This window comes from Variovorax sp. PAMC26660 (assembly GCF_014302995.1).
Lineage (GTDB): Bacteria > Pseudomonadota > Gammaproteobacteria > Burkholderiales > Burkholderiaceae_C > Variovorax.
On the sequence record NZ_CP060295.1, the window covers coordinates 3,158,013 to 3,174,719 of the forward strand.

Sequence of the window (16,707 nt, forward strand, 5' to 3'; positions counted from 1 at the left end):
CATGAAGCAACGCAACAAGCTCCTGCCGCTGCGCCCCCTCGCGCTGTCGCTGATCTGCGCGGGCCTGGCACCGGCCATGGCCCAGGTGCTGCCGGTCGTTTCCCCGCGCCCTGGCGCCATCCTCGGCAACGTGATGGTGACGCAAAGCGGTGGCGTGATGACCATCACCCAGCCGCTGCAGCGCGGCATCGTCAACTGGCAGACCTTCTCCATCGGCCCCGGTGGCGCGGTCAACATCGCGCAGCCGAGCACCTCGGCCGTGCTGCTCAACCGGGTGGTGGGCGATGGCATGAGCATCCAGGCGTCCCGCATCGACGGCACGCTGCGGACCTACCTTGCGAGCAACCCGAACCTGCCGGGCGGCAGCGTGTTCCTCATCAACCCGAGCGGCATCGTGTTCGGCAACGGATCGTCGGTGAACGTGGGTGGGCTGGTGGCGTCGACCCTGAAGATCACCGACGACAACTTCATGCCGGCGGGATCGGAGAACAAGGCCTTTGGCAAGAACGAACAACTGGTCTTCGTCGGGCCCGCGGGCAGCGTGGCCCAGGTGAAGGTCGAGGGCGGCGCGTCGATCACCACCACTTCCCCGCACGGCACCGTGGCGCTGCTGGGCGGCTCGGTGCGCAACGAGGGCGACATCAATGTCGCGCGCGGCTCCGTGGGGCTGGTGTCGGCCAGCAAGGTCACGCTGAACCTGGACTTCGACGGCGACGGGCTCACCACCTTCAAGATCCCGGCGGACGGGCAGACCACCTTCAAGCTGGCCGAGCTGCAGGCCAGCGACAAGACGGCGACCGCGCAGCTCATGAACAGCGGCAAGGTCACGGCCGATGGCGGGCGCGTGGTGTTGATGGCGGCGGCTGCGGACGTCGACCCCCGGCAACTGGTCGTGAGCCAGACCGGCCTGATCCAGGCGAAATCGCTGTCGTCGCGCAACGGCGAGATCGTGCTCGACGCGGGCCAGTCGGTGTCGGGGCGCTCCAACGAAATGCTCCTCGGCGGCCACATCGATGCCTCGGGCACCGACGCGGGCGTGGCCGGCGGGTCGATCACCGCGCGCGCAGACTACGTGCGCCTGTCGGGTCTGGATGCCGATGTCAGCGGCAGCAACGGCGGCCAGATCCAGGTGACGGGCACCAGCGCCGTGAGCATGTCGCCCGACTCGTCGTTGCGCGCGAATGCGGCAGGCGCGAATGGCGCCAACGGCCATGGCGGCACCGTGGACCTGAGCGGCGACTTCACGCATGTCTCCGGCCAGATCCAGGCGCGCGGCGCGGGCAGCGGCGCTGGCGGCACCATCACCACGACCGCGCGGCAGGTCGAGGTCTCGGGGCTGGCGCAGATCGATGCGGCCGGTGGCGCGAGCGGGGCCAATGGCACCTGGGTCGTGGTGTCCAAGGGCGATCTCAATGTGGACAACACGACGCCGGCCTACGACCCGTCGGACTACGCACAGAACACGGCCGACACCCGCGTGAGCGCGGTGGCCATCGGCAACACGCTGGGCCGTTCGACCGACGTGGTGCTGCGCACCGGCGCCGTCGATGGGGACGTGCACGACGTGGTGTTCCAGGACAACGCAAGCATCGTGAAGTCCGAAGGGCGCGATGCGCGGCTCACTGTCGATTCGCTGCGCGACATCCAGATGCGCCCCGGTTCGTCGATCCAGTCGACCAGCGGCGCCCTGCATGTGGACTTCGACGCCAACTCGGCCGGCGGCCCGCAGGGCGGTGCGATCGAGTTGGCGAACGCGAGCATCGCCACCAACGGCGGCAACATCCGCTTTTACGGGCAGGGCGATCCAACCGGCGGCTACGCGGTCGGCGGCACGGCCCCTTCGGACGGTGGGCCGTACAACGCCCGCGCGGGCATCACGCTGTCAGGCAGCACGTTGTCCACGTGCGCGACGGGCTCTACCGCGTGCGGTGGCTCGGGCGCGATCACCTTGCGCGGCAAGGGCACGAGCAACTCTGCCGGTGGCGACCCGAACTACTACGTGAGCGCGGACGGCGTCGTGGTCCAGGGCAGCAGCCTGACCACCGGCGCCGGCAACATCGCCATCGACGGCCAGGGCGCCATTGGCGCCAACGGCGTGCTGCTGGCCAGCACCGATGCGCAGGCCACCATACTGCGCACGCTGACAGGCGACGTGAATGTGGTGGGCAGCTCGCGCAGCTGGACCGCCGGCGATCCGGTGGCGGTGTACGCCAGCGCAGTGGCGCCCACCAGCATGTCCGCACCCGATGTGACGGTGGCGGTCACCGCCGGCGTCAATCTGCGTGGCGCGACCATCGACGCGGGCGGCCGCGTCGGCATCGACGGCACCGGCAGCGACGTTCAGGGCCTGACCGCAAGCTCCGTCTTCGTGACCTCGGCGGCGGCGGCCAATGGCGGGACCGGCATCGGCTTCGGTGCGGGCAACGGCGTGTCAGTCAACGGCGGCAGCATCTCGGCCGGCAAGGGGCAGCAGGTGTCTATTGCGGGTACGGCGGGTGGCAAGGGCTTCACGGTGACCACCGGCAAGGGCGTGACGCCGGGGCAGGACCCGTTGGCCGTGAGCATCGTCATGCAGGCCGGCGACGTCGTGCGCAGCGAAGGCGGGCGCATCGCGATCGATGGCCGTGGCGGCGACGTGATGGTGGCGCGCACGCTGAGCCGTGGCGACGTGCCGCCGGGCATCACCACGCCCGTGCTCGACGTGTCCAGCAGCACCGGCGCCGGCGGCAGCGTCTCGATCACCGGCCGCAACATCGGCATCGACGATGTCTACGACCTGCCCACCATCGACGCGGGTGGCGCGGGCAAGGCCGGCACCATCGACATCCGCGCCAGCAACGTGATCGCCGTGGGCAGCAAGGCGAGCCTGCGGGCCGATGCGACATCGGCGGTGGGCGACGGGGGCACGGTGAACCTGATCGCGGGCGACACGTTGCGTGGCTATGGCAGCGTCTCCGCGCGCGGCGGCAGCGCCGGCGGCAACGGCGGCGCCATCGAGACCTCGGCACCGCACTTCGACCTGTCGGGCGTTCGCATCGATGCATCGGCGCCCGTCGGCACCGCCGGCTCCTGGGTGATCGACCCTTCCGACGTCACCATCGCGCACGGCAACGCTTCCAGTTCCCTGCCCACCAACCCATTTGTTCCGGTGATCGACTCGACCATCCAGGACGGCGACATCAACGCGGCGCTCGACAAGGGCACCAGCGTGACCATCACCACCGGCACCGCGGGCACGAGCCCGGGCAACATCAATTTCGACAGCGGCGTCGTGGTCGAGCGCACCAGCGGCGCGACGCCGATCACGTTCCGGCTCGATGCCAACAACGGCATCGGCCAGAACCCGCCACCGTGCCCCAGCTTTCCCTGCAGCCCGTTCGTGCCGACGGTCATCCGGTCCACGACCGGGCCGCTCGACGTGGTCTTCAACGCCAAGGGCGTCGGGGGCGGCTTCAGCAACGGCATCGTGTACAGCGGGCAGATCCTCACCGACGGCGGCAACGTCACGATGAATGCCGACGCCACCAACACGGGCAACCGCGCCATCCTGCTGAGCAACACGACGATCGACACGCGCATCACCGCGTTGGGCGACGCGGGCCCCGGCGGCTTCGTGCAGATCACCGGCAAGCGCGGGGCACCCACCTTCTCGACCACTGGCGCGACGGTCGAGTTCAACGGCGTCAACATCCAGAGCAGCACGGGCAACGTGGCCATCTCGGGCATCGGCGTGCAGGGCGCGGGCGTGCGCATCGCCGATGGCACGGCACCGAGCCAGATCCTCACGACCAGCGGCGACATCGAGATCGTCGGCGTCGGCAGTGCGCCGACGACCAGCTTCGGCACGACGACCGTGCAGAGCGTCGACTTGAACGACGCGCTGGTGCGCAGCGTCGACGGCAACATCGCCATTCGCGGGCTCGCAACGGCCGGCCCCGCCGGCGACACCTCGGGCGGCGTGCTGCTCGCCAACAACGCGCTCGTCACGACGCTCGGCGTGGGCAACATCGACATCGCTGGCGAATCGCAATCGGGTGGCGCGGGCGTCACCATCGCGCCGACGGCGCGTGTCGACGGCAACCACGACGTGGTGCTGCGCGCCAGCAACGGCGGCGCGGTCGATGCGCTGGTGATCGGTGGCACGGTGCGCGCGGGCAACGTGCTCGACCTGCGACCCGGCGGCGTGGATGCCACGGGCAACGCGGTGGACCGCACGGCCAACCCCATCACGCTGGGCAGCACGGCGGCCACGGGCTTCGCGGTGTCGGCGGACGAGTTCACCCGCCTCGATGCGCCCACCATCGTGGCCGGCAGCAACGCGCATGCCGCGGACATCAACGTCGTCGGCCCGTTGACGCTGTCTTCGGCGCTCACGCTGGAGAACGGTGGCGGCGGCAACATCAACCTGGGCGGCGCGGTCACGGTGCCGAAGCTGGGCTTGCTGTCGCGCGGCAACATCACGCAGGCGAGCAATGCACCGATCACCGCCACCACGCTGATGGCGCGCTCCACCGGCGGCAGCGTGCTGCTCGACCAGGCACCGAACAATGTCAGCGCCGCCACCGTCGGCGGTGGTGCGGCCGGTGCCTTCCGCTATGTGGATGTCGACACGGTGCAACTGGGCTCGGTCTCGGTCGTCGGCTTCGATGCCACCGGCAACGCGCCCCAGGTCGAGTCGGCCACCTCGATGGCGGCCGACACCGTGTTCGTGCGCACGCTGTCCGGCGACCTGCTGCTGGGCACGAACGTGAGCAGCACGAGCGGCACCGACCTTGTCGCAGGGTCACGCTTTCAGAACCTAGGCGCTTACACGATCACCGGTGCGCCGTGGCGCGTGTGGGCCGACACCTGGGTTGGCGAAACGCGCGGCGGCCTGCTGGGTTCGGGGCTGTACCCGAACCTGTACCACTGCGCGTATTCGGGTCTGTGTTCGGTGAGCATTCCCGCGGGCGCCAACCACTTCATCTACGCGCAGCAGCCAACGGCCACGGTGGTCATCAGCAACGTGAGCCGGCCGTTCGGCTATCCGAACCAGCTGTTCAGTTATGGCATCGGTGGGTTGATTCTCGGCGACACGGGTGTGGGCTTCTTCGGCATCCTCGGGTCGCCGGCGGTGCCGTCGAGCCCGCTGGGTGTGTACCCGATCAACGGCGTCTTCATTTCCGCCGAGGGCTATGCGGTCAACGTGGTGCCGGGCAACCTGCTGGTCTCGGGGCTGCCCAACCTGCCGCGCCCCGATGTGCTGCGCGACCTGCCGAGCACCTGGCTGTATGACCGCAACATCGGGCCGCCGCCGATCTGCTTTGCGACCGGGCCATTGGAAGGCGATCGGGCGGCGCAGGGCGGCGATGTGCTTGCGCGCGAGTGGTCGCGTGTGCGTTCTCGGCCTAACTTGTCCAGCTGCGTGGATACCGAGAAGCGCAATGGCTGTTCGGACTTCTGAGGTTGTTTGCTTTCCGTCGTTCGGGGTGCGTGCGAATGACACCAGGTGCTCCCCTCCGCGAATGTCCCCCGCTTCGCTCCTCCTTTATTTCGCTGCGGGGAGCACCTGGCGTCATTCGCACATGGGCACGCTCTGATTGATCTTGCGATCAACGACCGCTCTGAGCGCTCACGTCGATACGGGGCTCTTTTTAGCTAAATAAAGGAGGAGCGAAGCGGGGGACATTCGCGAAAAAGAGCACCGTGTCGGCGTGAGCGTCGCCCTGAACAACGGCGCCCCCAAAACGCAGGCCGCTTCAGACGCCTCGAGCGCGCCGGTTGGACATCACCACGTTGTCCTTCGGGATGACTAAGCCCTCCTGCATTGCTGCAATCCACGCAGCAGTCGATGTCACAGCCGCGAAGTTGCTGTGGAACACAACGCTGAAGACGCGATGGATTTCCTCCGCAGTGACCTTGCCCGCCGCATTCTCGTAAGGCAGCGCGCCGCTGGCGTCTGCCAGGAACTCCACGCTCAGACCGCGATGCAGGGCTTCGTACACGGTGGACGCGTCGCAGTTCTGCGTCATGTAGCCGGCCACGCTCAGCGTGTCGATCTTGTTGCTGGCGATCCACTCGGCGAAATCGGTGCCGGTGAACACACTCGGGAAGGTCTTGGTGATCAGGTGGTCGTGCGGACGCTTCGCGATCTCGGGATGCAACTGGCCGTTGTGCGTGTCGGCCTGGAACACCGGCGCACCCTTGGGCGAATGGTGTTGCACCACCACCACTGGCGTGCCGGCGGCACGTGCCGCGTCCATGGCGCGGGTCACGTTGGGCAGCGTGTCCAGGATGGGCGGGTATTCGATCGGCAGGCCACCGCCTTCGAAGTATTCGTTCTGCACGTCGATCACGACGAGGGCGCGGCGCGGGGCGGTGTTGCTCATGGAAGGGCTCCTTCTTGTGTGTGGATGGGATGGCCTGATTCTTCGCGCTGGCGCCCTTTGCGGAAAGTGGCCCGAAAGCCATTCATCGATAAGATCGGGCCATGACCCGAACTGCCGTCGAAACCATCGCCGTCGTTGCTTTCGACGGCATCAGCCCGTTCCACCTGTCCGTGCCCTGCATGGTCTTCGGCGAAGACCGCAAGGAGGACGGTGCGCCGCGCTTTCGCATGCGCGTGTGCGCGCCCGAGCCGGGCCCGCTGCAGACCAACGCGGGCTTCACGCTCGGCGTGACACACGGGCTGGAGGCCATCCGCCGCGCGCAGATCGTGGTGGTGCCTTCGTGGCGCGACGACGGCAGTGCAGCACCGCCCGCGCTGATTCGCGCGCTGCAGGCGGCGCACAAACGGGGCGCCACCGTGGTCGGCCTGTGCCTGGGTGCCTTCGTGCTGGCCGAGGCCGGCCTGCTCGACGGCCGGCCCGCCACCACGCACTGGAAGCTGGCACCGGCCTTCGCAAAGCAATACCCGCAGGTGCAGTTGCAGCCCGAGGTGCTGTACGTGGACGACGGCAACGTGCTCACTTCCGCTGGCACCGCCGCAGGCATCGATTGCTGTCTGCACCTGCTGCGCGTGCGCTACGGCGCCGAGACGGCGAACCGGGCCGCGCGGCGCATGGTGGTCGCGCCGCACCGGCAAGGCGGCCAGGCGCAGTACATCCAGCAGCCCATGCCCGCCACCGGCGAGCGCGATCGCCTCGCACCGCTGCTGGAGTGGCTCGGCAGGCACCTCGATGTGCCGCACGTGCTGGACGACCTGGCCCGGCGCGCGCTGATGAGTCGTCGCACCTTCACGCGGCGCTTTCGCGAATCCACCGGCACCACCGTCGGCCAGTGGGTGCAGAACCAGCGGCTGGCACTGGCGCAACGGCTGCTGGAGACGACGAACCATCCGGTCGAGCGGGTGGCGACCGGCGCCGGCTTCGGATCGGCGGTGTCGCTGCGCAAGCACTTCCTGTCGGCGTTCAAGGTGTCGCCGACGGTGTACCGCCGGCAGTTCTCGCGGGCCGAAGCCACGGCCTGAACAGCCGGCGTCAGGCCACGTGCGCGTGCCGCCGCGTGGTGAGCAGCGCGCGCAGCTTGGCCGGCGCGACCGGCTTGGTCAGCAGCATCACGCCACCGTGGCGCAACCGTTGCAGCACTTCAGGCCCGGTGGCACCCGACACCAGCACCGCGAGCGCATCGGGCTGCAGGCGCTTGGCGGCGTCGATCACGTCCACGCCGTCGCCATCGCCCGCCAACTGAAGGTCGCAGAGCACCGCGTCGTAGTGGATGTCACCGGTGCCCAGCCGCGCGATGGCCTCGGGGCCGGTGGTCACGCATTCGACCTGGCAGCCCCACTGCTCCAGCAGCGTGCGGCTGCCGTCGAGGATGACCGGGTCGTCGTCCACCACCAGGCAGCGCAGGCCGGCCAGGGGCGCTGGCGCGAGTGGCGGCGGCTCGGCCGGCATGGCATCGGTGGTGCGCGCCGCAGGCAGTGTGAAGGAAAAAGTGCTGCCGGCCTGCAGCGCGGAGCGCACGGTGATGCGGGTGCCCAGCAAGGTCGCGATGCGCGCGCAGATCGCCAGGCCCAGGCCAAAGCCGCGGCGCCGGTCGCGCTCGGTGTTCGCCACCTGGTAGAACTCCTCGAAGATGCGGCCCTGGTGGATCGGCGCGATGCCCACGCCGTTGTCGCGCACCTCGATGCGTATACCGGCCGGGCTGCGCCGCGCGGCCACCAGCACGGTGCCGCCGTCGGGCGCATGGCGCAGCGCGTTGGTCACGAGGTTGCCGACGATGCGCCGCAGCATCGCCGCATCGGTGCGCACCGCCAGGCCACGGTCGCTCCAGCGCAGGCGGATGCGCGCCTCGATGGCGGTGGCGGCGTGTTGTGCATCTAGCTGGTCGAACAGCGCGGCGAGCGACACCTTGGTGATGGCCGGTGTCAGCACCTGCGCGTCGAGCCGCGAGATTTCGAGCAGGTCGTCGAGCAGCACGCCCATGAACTCGGTGCTTTCCTGCAGCCGCAGCACGGCCGGGCGTTGCGTGGCCGAAGCGCCCGGCAGCAGCCCGTCGATGAACAGGCCCATGGCATGCAGCGGCTGGCGCAGGTCGTGGCTCGCGGCCGCAAGAAAGCGCGCGCGCGACAGCGCGGCCTGCTCGGCCTCGGCCATGCGCTGCAGCGCGACGGCGGTGGCTTCGCGCACACGCTCTTCGCTGATCTGGCGGTTGCGCTGCAGGCGTTCGGCCAGGCGGTCGATGTCGTGGGCCAGCACCGCCAGTTCGTGCGTGCCGCGTGTGCCGCCTTCGACCACGTCGCAGCGCATCTCGAAGTGCCCGGCCTCCAGCGCAGCCACCGTGCGCGACACGCGCCGCAGCGGCCGCGCTACGGTGCGTGCCATGTGGCGCACCGAAGCCCATGCCGCCAGCAGCGCGACCAGCGCAATGCCGATGCCGGCAATCAGCGAGCGGCTGCGTTCGCGCGTGTAAGCCGTGGTGTCGCGAAAGGTCTGCACCAGCCCGATGGGCGCATCGCCCGCCGCGGTGGAACCGGCGGGCGCGAAGGCGCTGGCGCGCGAGGCTTCGCGCAGCGTGACCGGCGAGGTGAACATGCGCAACTGCGCGAGCGACGCGGTCTTGGGCCCGGCGGTGACGTACACGCCAGCGCTGTTGCTGATCTCCACGCGCGTGACCTGTCCGCCGCGCAGTGCGGCGTTGGCCACGTTCTGCAGCGCCGGCAGGTCGCCCGCGTAAAGGCTCAGGTCGGACATGGCCGCGACTTGCCGCGCCACGGCCTGCCCTTCGGCATCGAAGGCGGCTTCGAGCGTCTGCAGCCGGTTGTGCGTGAACCAGCCGGTGAGCGCGAGCGCCACTGCTGCGCATGGCACCACGCCAAGGCGGAACAGGTCGCGCTGCAGGTTGCCGCGCACGACCAGCGTGTGGGACGACGGGGTGCGCACCGGCGCATCGGCCGGCGCGTGCTGGGCCGCCGTCCCGGCGGGCACCGGGCCTTCGGAGAGGCGTTCGGTGCTCATCGCGGGGCCGCGAGCCGTTCGGTCAGTTCCCGTTCCTCCGGCAGGCGCAGGCCGAGTCCGCGTGCCACGGTGGCGTTGACGCGCACGGTGGCCGGCGTTGCCGCTTCCACCAGCGGCCCGCTGTTGTTGTTGCTGTTGGTGCCGGCGCTGCTCGCGCTGGCGACCTTCTGGCCGAGCAGGCGCGCCTGCTGGGCCAGCTGTGATGGCGTCGACACCGCGGCGGCCAGGCCGCCCGAGCGCACCAGGCCCTCGCTGGCGCCGAACACCGGCAGGCCGGCGCTGGCACCGGCGCGCAGCACCGAGAGCGTGGCCGCCTGGTTGTCGCCGATCAGGTCGGGCAGCACCATCAGCGCGTCGCTTTGCGGCACCACCACGCGCAGCGCGGCGGCGAGCGAGCGGGCATCGGGCGCGTACTCGACGTGCACGTCCCACGCCGGGCTGGCGCCTTGCGCCGCACGCTGCAGCTCGCGCACCAGCGGTTCCGACTCGGGCGTGGCGACCACGCCGACGCGGCGCTTTTGCGGCAGCACCGCGTTGATGAGCGCAAGCTGGTCGGCCATGGCCGGGTCGCGCAGCAGCACGCCCACGCGCCGGTCGCCGCGCTTGAGGGCGGGGCTGCTGGCCTTGAGGGCTTCGTAGTCGAGCCGGCTGAGCATCGCCAGCACCAGCGGCTCCTGGCCCGGTCGTTCGACGGCGGCGCGGGCGGCGGCCGGGCCGACCGCCATGGTCAAGGGCGCGTCGGTGGCGGTGCGCAGGCTGCGCGTGCGCACGCCGGCATTCGCGGCCCGCTCTGGCTCGGCGCCGGCAACGTCTGCAGCCTGTTGCTGCTGTTGCGGATCGACGCCGCCGGGCGCAAGGTGCACCAGCTCGAAGCGGCTGCCCGGTTCCTGGTCCGCGCGAAGCTGTTGCACGAACTCGGACGATGCCGCGATGTCGTCGCCCATCAGCACCGTGAGGCTGGTGGCCGACGCGGCACCACCGGCCAGCGCCATGCCCACGGCCAGCAGGGCACGGGTGACATGGCGCACGCGTGTGGGGACACGCGGGAGAAGGTGGTTCACGGCAACAAACATGGACTGCTTTCGCAGCAAGGGGCAATGATCCAATGTAAGGACGGGCCCCCCTTTGCGCGATAAGGCGGAGGGCTTATGTCAGCCCCCGCGAGGGCCTGCCCGCGTGACGGAATGCACGCCCCGGTGGCTGCTCGGCCTATGCCCGATGGACTACCTACGCGCCTACCTCACCCTAGCTGCAGCGCAGCCAGGCGCTGCGCCTGGATGGCCTGGCGCAGCACGCGCGGCGACACCGGCTTGTAGAGCACCGTGATGCCCGCGCTCGCCACTTCGCGCAGGCGGTCGGGCTTGGTCTCGCCGGTCACCAGCAGGCGCGCAGTGCCGGGGCCGATGCCGCGCGGATGACGCTCCAGCGCGGCGATCACGTCGAGGCCGTTGTCGCCGCCCTGCAGCAGCAGGTCGCTCACCACCACGTCGGGCGGCTGGTCCCAGGTGTCGGCCAGCGCGAGGGCTTCGGCGCGGGTCTGCGCGGCCAGCACTTCGGCGCCCCAGTTGGAGAGCACCACGGTCAGGCCTTCGAGGATGGTGCGCTCGTCGTCGATCACGAGGATGCGCACGTTCGCCAGGCTCGCTTCTTCTTCGAGCCCGGTGATGGTGGGCGAACTGGCCGAGGCCGCCAGCGCGGCCGGCGCCGAGCGCACCAGCACCCGCACGCAGGTGCCCTTGTGCAGCCTGGAGCTGAGTTCGACGCGTGTGTTCAGCAGCTCGGCCAGCCGCTGCACCGTGGCCAGCCCCAGCCCCATGCCGCGCGCGCCGCGTGCCGCCTGGCGACCGGTGGGCTCCACCTGGTAGAACTCCTCGAACACCCGTGCCTGGTGCTGCAGCGCGATGCCCACGCCGGTGTCGACCACGTCGATGCGCACGCCCTTGCCGCGCCGGCGCGCGCCGATCAGCACACCGCCCTCGATGGTGTGGCGCAGCGAGTTCGACACCAGGTTGTTGAGGATGCGCGAGAGCATCACGTAGTCGCAGCGCACCCACACATCGGTCTTGCGCGCCACCAGCCGCAGGCCCTGCTGCTCGGCCACCGGGCGGAAGTTGCGGCTGATCTCGTCGAACAGCCGGTCGAGCGGGAAGTCGGTCCATTGCGGCTGCAGCACGCCGGCGTCGAGCTGCGACAGGTTGAGCAGCTCCGAGAACAGCCGGTCGAGCGAATCCACGCACTCGCGGATGTGGCCGATGCGCTGCAGCTTCACCGGATCGGTCTCGCCATTGGCCAGCCCGTCGGAGAACAGCGTGAGCGCATGCAGCGGCTGGCGCAGGTCGTGGCTGGCGGCGGCGAGCAGGCGCGTCTTGGCCTGGCTCGCCACTTCGAGCTGCGCGTTCTTGCGCGCCAGCTCGGCCGTGGCCTCGTTGATGCGGCTTTGCAGCAGGCCATGGCTTTCGGCCAGCGCACGCGCTGCCTGGTTGAAGCCGTGCTGCAGGTGTCGCACCTCGGATGTGCCCTCGATCGCCACGCTCGCGTCTTCACCCGCGCCGAGCCGGTCGACCGCCTTGCCGAGCGCACGGATCGGCTCGCTGATGCGCCGTGCCGCCCACCAGCCCGCCAGGCCCACGCCCACGAGGCTGATGGCCAGCACCAGCACCACGTTGAGCCAGACCGAACGCCGGGCGCTCTGTACCGCACCAAGGCTGATCTCGACCATCACCTTGCCGTTGTGGCGTCCGTCGTCGCTGACGATGGGCACCACCACCTGCAGGCCTTCGCCGCGTGCGCGGTCGACGGTCTCGGAGTTGGCGACGATCTCGCCGTCTTCCGTCCAGATCTGCACCTGCTGCACATTCGGCTGGTAGGTGCCCGACTGCGCGGTGCGCTGCAACGCGCGGCGGTCCATGCGCGCCAGCGGGGCCTGTGCCACCGTGGCCACCTGCATCGCCACCGTCTGCGCGTTGGCACGCATCAGCTCGGTGAGGTTGCCCAGGTGCTGCCGCGTCAGCACGGCAATGGCGGCCAGCGTGGCCAGTGTCGCCGGCACCAGTGCCAGCAGGATCAACTGCTGCGCGAAGGTCATGCGCGCAAGCCCACGGAGGACGCGGAAGTTCCAGCTCATGAAGGAAGTGGGCGCATGAGGGCCGAGCTTATGAGCCCCGTCCCGAACATGGAAGACAGGAAAAACATCACAAAGAATGTCTGCATTTGCTATTTAATGGCGTCCGCGTAGCCCATGTTAGACCCGCTGGTCCGCAGCGTCCCTATGTCTTCCGGTTCAAAAATGCTGGTTTTCCTGCGTCGCCTCGCCGCTGTTCCGGGCGCCCTTCGTGTGGCGGTGCTGGGCTTGCTCATGGGCCTGCCGCTGGTGGCTGCGGCGCAGGCCAGCAGCCCGCTGCAGCCGCCGGTGCGCTTCGGCATCCTGCCGCTGGGCGGCGCCTTCGAGTCGCGCAGCGACTGGGACCCGCTGCTGGCCGAACTCAGCCGCGCCATCAGCCGGCCGGTGAGCGTGCTGTCGGTCAACTCGTACGAGGCGCTGGAGCAGGCCATCCAGCGTGACGAGGTCGACATGGCTTTTCTCTCGGGAAAGATGGCGCTCGACGCCGTGACCCAGCGCCGCATGAAGGTGGTGGCGCAGGTGGTGCGGCACGACGGCCTGGCCGGTTACCGCGCGCTGCTGCTGTCGCGCAAGGCGCCGCCTTTCAACACACTGAAGAGCCTGCTGGAGCAGCCCGAGCGCTGGCGCATCGCGCGCGGCGAGAAGCAGTCGGTGTCGGGCTTCATCGTGCCGCAGCTGCAGATCTTTCTGCCGAACCACATCGCGATGGAAACGCGCTTCCTGAGCGAGACCGTCGGCACCCATCAGACCACCGCGCTGGCCGTGGCCAACAACGAAGCGGATGTTGCAACCAACAACTCGGCCGACTTCGAGCGCTTCAAGCAGCGCTTTCCGGCCGAGGCACAGCGCCTGCAGGTGCTGTGGGAGTCCGACCTGATTCCGCACGCGCAGATCGTGGTGCGGCGCGAATACCCGCCAGAGCTGCGCACGCGCGTGCAGACCTTCCTGACCAATTACGGCCGAGCCAAGGGCCCGCGTGGTGACGCCGAGCGCGTGGTGCTCAAGTCGCTGCACGACCTGGCCGGCTTCGTGGCGGCCGACAACAGTTCGCTGCAGCCGGCAGCCAAGCTGGCCTACCAACTGGCCCGCCAGAACGCCATGACGGCGCAATGGGTGAACGACGCCGCGCGAGAGGCCCGTCTGCAGCGCATCGACAGCAGTTATGCCGAGCAGGTGGGTGTGTTGAAAGATGTGACGCCTTGAGATGAGACGCTGTTTTTCTACTCGTCGCGTTGTGTTTGGAATGCGTTGTTCGGGGCGCTGCTGTTTGGGGCGTGGTTGTTCTTTGCGCTGCTGTTCGGGGCGACGCTCCCGCCGACACGGTGCTCTTTTTCGCGAATGTCCCCCGCTTCGCTCCTCCTTTATTTCGCGAAAAAGAGCACCGTATCGACGTGAGCGTTGGACAGAGCGGTGGTTGATCTCCGATCACCGGCAGCGTGCCCAGGTGCGAATGGCACTGGGTGTTCCCCGCAGCGAAATAAAGGAGGAGCGAAGCGGGGGACATTCGCGGAGGGGAGCACCCAGTGTCATTCGCACAAGCCCCGAATGCATGCGCCTCGAACGAACACCCCCGAACGCCAGTAAACCAAAGCGAAGCAACTGACATGCTCCCCCGACTCAAGCAACTGCTGGCAACTCTAGGCAGCTTCGTCGCAATCGCGGCAGCACTGTCCCTGCCGCTATCTGCCGTGGCGCAAGGAACCAACGCCGGAGCACCAGAAAAGAGCGCAACCCCAGCCATCAAGTCGATCCGCTTCGGCGTACTGCCGCTCGGTGGCACCGTTGAATCGCGCGCCCTGTGGACGCCACTCATGGCCGACATGAGCCGCGCTCTCGGCATGCCCGTCGATGCCTACTCGGTGCCCTCATACGAAGAGTTAGACCGCGCCATCGGCCGCGACGAAATCGACATGGCCTTTCTCTCCGCCAAGATGGCACTCGACGCCGTCATGCAGCGGCGAATGAAAGTGGTGGCGCAGATCGCGCGGCGCCCCGGCATGCCCGAGCACCGCGCCGTGCTGCTGATGCGCAAGGCAGGCCCCCTCAACACCCTCGAAGGCATGCTCGCCCAGCCCGAAGGCTGGCGGCTCGCGCGTGGCGACAGCCGCTCGGTCACGGGCTTCATCGTGCCGCAGAGCGAACTGTTCCTGCCGCACAACATCGAGATGGAGACGCGCTTTCGCAGCGAGTTCGTCGGCACCCATCAAGCCACCGCGCTCGCCGTGGCGAACGGCGACGCCGATGTGGCGACCAACAACACCACCGACCTCGAACGCTTCCGGCAGCAGTTCCCGGTCGAGGCCGGGCGACTGCAGGTGGTCTGGCAATCCGATCCGCCGCCCGGCGCCCCGATGGTGGTGCGGCGCGACTACCCGCCCGAGTTCCAGGCGCGTCTGCAGGGCTTCCTGACCGGCTACGGCAAAGGCAAGGGCGCGCGCGCCGACGCCGAACGCAAAGTGCTGGAGACCTTGCGCGCCGCCTACGGCTATGCCGTGGCCGACGACAGCGCGCTGCTGCCCGAGGCGAAGCTCGAATACCAGCTCGGCAAGCAGCGGGCCATGGCCGCCTCGTGGGTCAACGAGGCGGCGCGCGAGCAACGGCTGCAGCGCATCGAGAAGACCTACAACGAGCAGGTCGAGACCTTGCGCGCGCTGGCTGCCGGGCGCTGAGCGGCTGCATCTACTCCCTTCGCCGTACCTCCAAACCACCCCGCCTAGACCATTAGGCGGATTTGCCATCCGCCCTGCGCGCCGGAAACTTCGCATTTCTTTCAGGCACCCTTGCCGTTGACGGAGTGCGGATGAGTTGGCGAACAAAAGTGGTCTGGAGCGAGGGGATGCTGTTGCAGCCTCAGCACCTGCAGCAAAGCGAGCGCCATGCCGACCATGCGCGGCATGTGCTGTTGCGCACGACCACCCCCTACGCCTGGGGCTTTGCCGAGCTGGAGATCGACGCGGCCGCGCTCACGCTGGGCAAGCTCGCGCTGGTGCGCGCGGTCGGCGTGTTCGGCGACGGCACGGTGTTCGACATGCCGGCGGTCGATCCGCTGCCCGAGCCCATCGACATTCCATCCACCATGCGCGACGAAGCCGTGGTGCTGGCGCTGCCCTTGCGCCGCGCCGGTGCGCGCGAGGCCGATGCCGAAGACTATGAAGAGCTGGTGCGCCACCGCGTGCTCGAATCCGAAGTGCCCGACTCCAACACCGCCGGCGAGCGCACGGCGATGCTGCAACTGGGGCAGCTCCACACGCGCCTGATGCGCGCCGGCGAAGCCACCGACGCCTGGACCACGCTGGGCGTGGCGCGCGTGGTCGAGCGCCGCGTCGACAACCAGGTGCAGCTCGAACGCGCGATGCTGCCGCCGCTGCTCGATGTGGCGGGGCACGCCGTCATTCGCGCATGGCTCGACGAACTGCTGGGCCTGTTGCGCCAGCGCGGCGAAGCGCTCGCCGGCCGCATGACGCAGGGCGGCACCGGCGGCGTGGCCGAGATCGCCGACTTCATGCTGCTGCAGGCGGTCAATCGCAACGAGGCCATCTTCGCGCACCTCGCCAAGACCGCGCTGCTGCATCCGCAGCACTTCTTCGAGCATGCGCTCGGGCTGGCCGGCGATCTGGCGAGCTTTCGCGACTCGCGCCGCGTGGCGCGCTTCGGCCCCTACATCCACGACGACCTGGCGCTGAGCTTCCGCCCGGTGATGGACGATCTGCGCCGCAGCCTGTCGATGGTGTTCGAGCAGTCGGCCATCCGCATCGAACTGCACGACCGCAAGCACGGCGTGCGCGTGGCGGTGGTGGCCGACGTGGAGTTGCAGCGCAACGCGACCTTCGTGCTGGCGGTCAATGCGCACATGCCAAGCGAAGCCTTGCGCGCGCGCTTTCCCACGCAGGTGAAGATCGGCCCGGTCGAGCGCATCCGCGACCTCGTGAACCTCGCGCTGCCCGGCGTCACGCTGACGCCGATGCCGGTGGCGCCGCGCCAGATTCCCTTCCACTCGGGCGCCAACTACTTCGAGCTCGAAACGCGCAACAGCGACCTGTGGCGGCAGCTCGAACAGTCCGGTGGCATCGCAATGCACATCGCCGGCGATTTCCCGGGCCTCGACCTCGCGTTCTGGGCCATTCGTTCCTAGCCCCATGGGCTGACGGA

The 16,707-nt window shown here is 69.1% G+C and carries 9 protein-coding genes; 5 read left to right on the plus strand and 4 right to left on the minus strand.

From position 1 onward, the window contains the following. Nucleotide 1 precedes the first annotated feature (1 nt). A complete protein-coding gene (locus H7F35_RS15135) occupies nucleotides 2-5,443 on the plus strand; it encodes a filamentous hemagglutinin N-terminal domain-containing protein (protein WP_187113642.1) in 5,442 nt (1,813 codons plus the stop codon). Nucleotides 5,444-5,738: 295 nt separating this feature from the next. Here H7F35_RS15135 and H7F35_RS15140 read toward each other — a convergent pair whose 3' ends face one another. Then, nucleotides 5,739-6,368 carry a cysteine hydrolase family protein gene (locus tag H7F35_RS15140; protein WP_187113643.1) on the minus strand — a complete coding sequence of 210 codons (630 nt, stop codon included), beginning with the start codon at nucleotides 6,366-6,368 and terminating at the stop codon, nucleotides 5,739-5,741. Between the two features lie 101 nt (nucleotides 6,369-6,469). On the opposite strand from H7F35_RS15140, the gene H7F35_RS15145 reads away from it, so the two are divergent. Beyond that, the gene (locus H7F35_RS15145) at nucleotides 6,470-7,447 is read left to right on the plus strand and encodes a GlxA family transcriptional regulator (RefSeq protein WP_187113644.1); all 978 of its coding nucleotides are present in this window, start codon (nucleotides 6,470-6,472) and stop codon (nucleotides 7,445-7,447) included. A 10-nt stretch (nucleotides 7,448-7,457) separates the two neighbouring features. On the opposite strand, the gene H7F35_RS15150 is transcribed toward H7F35_RS15145, so the two are convergent. The 3 genes from H7F35_RS15150 to H7F35_RS15160 form a co-directional block, all read right to left on the minus strand. Continuing rightward, entirely contained in the window at nucleotides 7,458-9,437 is a 1,980-nt protein-coding gene (locus H7F35_RS15150) for an ATP-binding protein (protein ID WP_187113645.1), read from the minus strand. After that, a complete protein-coding gene (locus H7F35_RS15155; RefSeq protein WP_261803637.1) occupies nucleotides 9,434-10,498 on the minus strand; it encodes an ABC transporter substrate binding protein in 1,065 nt (354 codons plus the stop codon). Before H7F35_RS15155 ends, H7F35_RS15150 begins: the two co-directional genes overlap by 4 nt. 179 nt (nucleotides 10,499-10,677) lie before the next feature. After that, nucleotides 10,678-12,561 (minus strand): hybrid sensor histidine kinase/response regulator, encoded by a 1,884-nt coding sequence (locus H7F35_RS15160; protein WP_187113647.1) that lies wholly within the window; start codon nucleotides 12,559-12,561, stop codon nucleotides 10,678-10,680. A 162-nt stretch (nucleotides 12,562-12,723) separates the two neighbouring features. On the opposite strand from H7F35_RS15160, the gene phnD reads away from it, so the two are divergent. The 3 genes from phnD (at nucleotide 12,724) to tssK (ending at nucleotide 16,690) form a co-directional block, all read left to right on the plus strand. Beyond that, nucleotides 12,724-13,761, plus strand: coding sequence for a phosphate/phosphite/phosphonate ABC transporter substrate-binding protein (phnD, locus tag H7F35_RS15165; protein ID WP_187113648.1), 1,038 nt, complete (start codon nucleotides 12,724-12,726; stop codon nucleotides 13,759-13,761). 401 nt (nucleotides 13,762-14,162) lie between these two features. Beyond that, entirely contained in the window at nucleotides 14,163-15,227 is a 1,065-nt protein-coding gene (locus H7F35_RS15170; RefSeq protein ID WP_187113649.1) for a phosphate/phosphite/phosphonate ABC transporter substrate-binding protein, read from the plus strand. 131 nt (nucleotides 15,228-15,358) lie between these two features. Beyond that, nucleotides 15,359-16,690 carry a type VI secretion system baseplate subunit TssK gene (gene tssK / locus H7F35_RS15175; protein WP_187113650.1) on the plus strand — a complete coding sequence of 444 codons (1,332 nt, stop codon included), beginning with the start codon at nucleotides 15,359-15,361 and terminating at the stop codon, nucleotides 16,688-16,690. The last annotated feature ends 17 nt before the right edge of the window (nucleotides 16,691-16,707 follow it).

Excerpts from the sequence above, each read along its gene's own strand:
- H7F35_RS15135 (WP_187113642.1), top strand. The coding sequence starts at position 2 with ATGAAGCAACGCAACAAGCTCCTGCCGCTGCGCCCCCTCGCGCTGTCG.
- H7F35_RS15140 (WP_187113643.1), bottom strand. The coding sequence starts at position 6,368 with ATGAGCAACACCGCCCCGCGCCGCGCCCTCGTCGTGATCGACGTGCAG.
- H7F35_RS15145 (WP_187113644.1), top strand. The coding sequence starts at position 6,470 with ATGACCCGAACTGCCGTCGAAACCATCGCCGTCGTTGCTTTCGACGGC.
- H7F35_RS15150 (WP_187113645.1), bottom strand. The coding sequence starts at position 9,437 with ATGAGCACCGAACGCCTCTCCGAAGGCCCGGTGCCCGCCGGGACGGCG.
- H7F35_RS15160 (WP_187113647.1), bottom strand. The coding sequence starts at position 12,561 with ATGAGCTGGAACTTCCGCGTCCTCCGTGGGCTTGCGCGCATGACCTTC.
- phnD (WP_187113648.1), top strand. The coding sequence starts at position 12,724 with ATGCTGGTTTTCCTGCGTCGCCTCGCCGCTGTTCCGGGCGCCCTTCGT.
- H7F35_RS15170 (WP_187113649.1), top strand. The coding sequence starts at position 14,163 with ATGCTCCCCCGACTCAAGCAACTGCTGGCAACTCTAGGCAGCTTCGTC.
- tssK (WP_187113650.1), top strand. The coding sequence starts at position 15,359 with ATGAGTTGGCGAACAAAAGTGGTCTGGAGCGAGGGGATGCTGTTGCAG.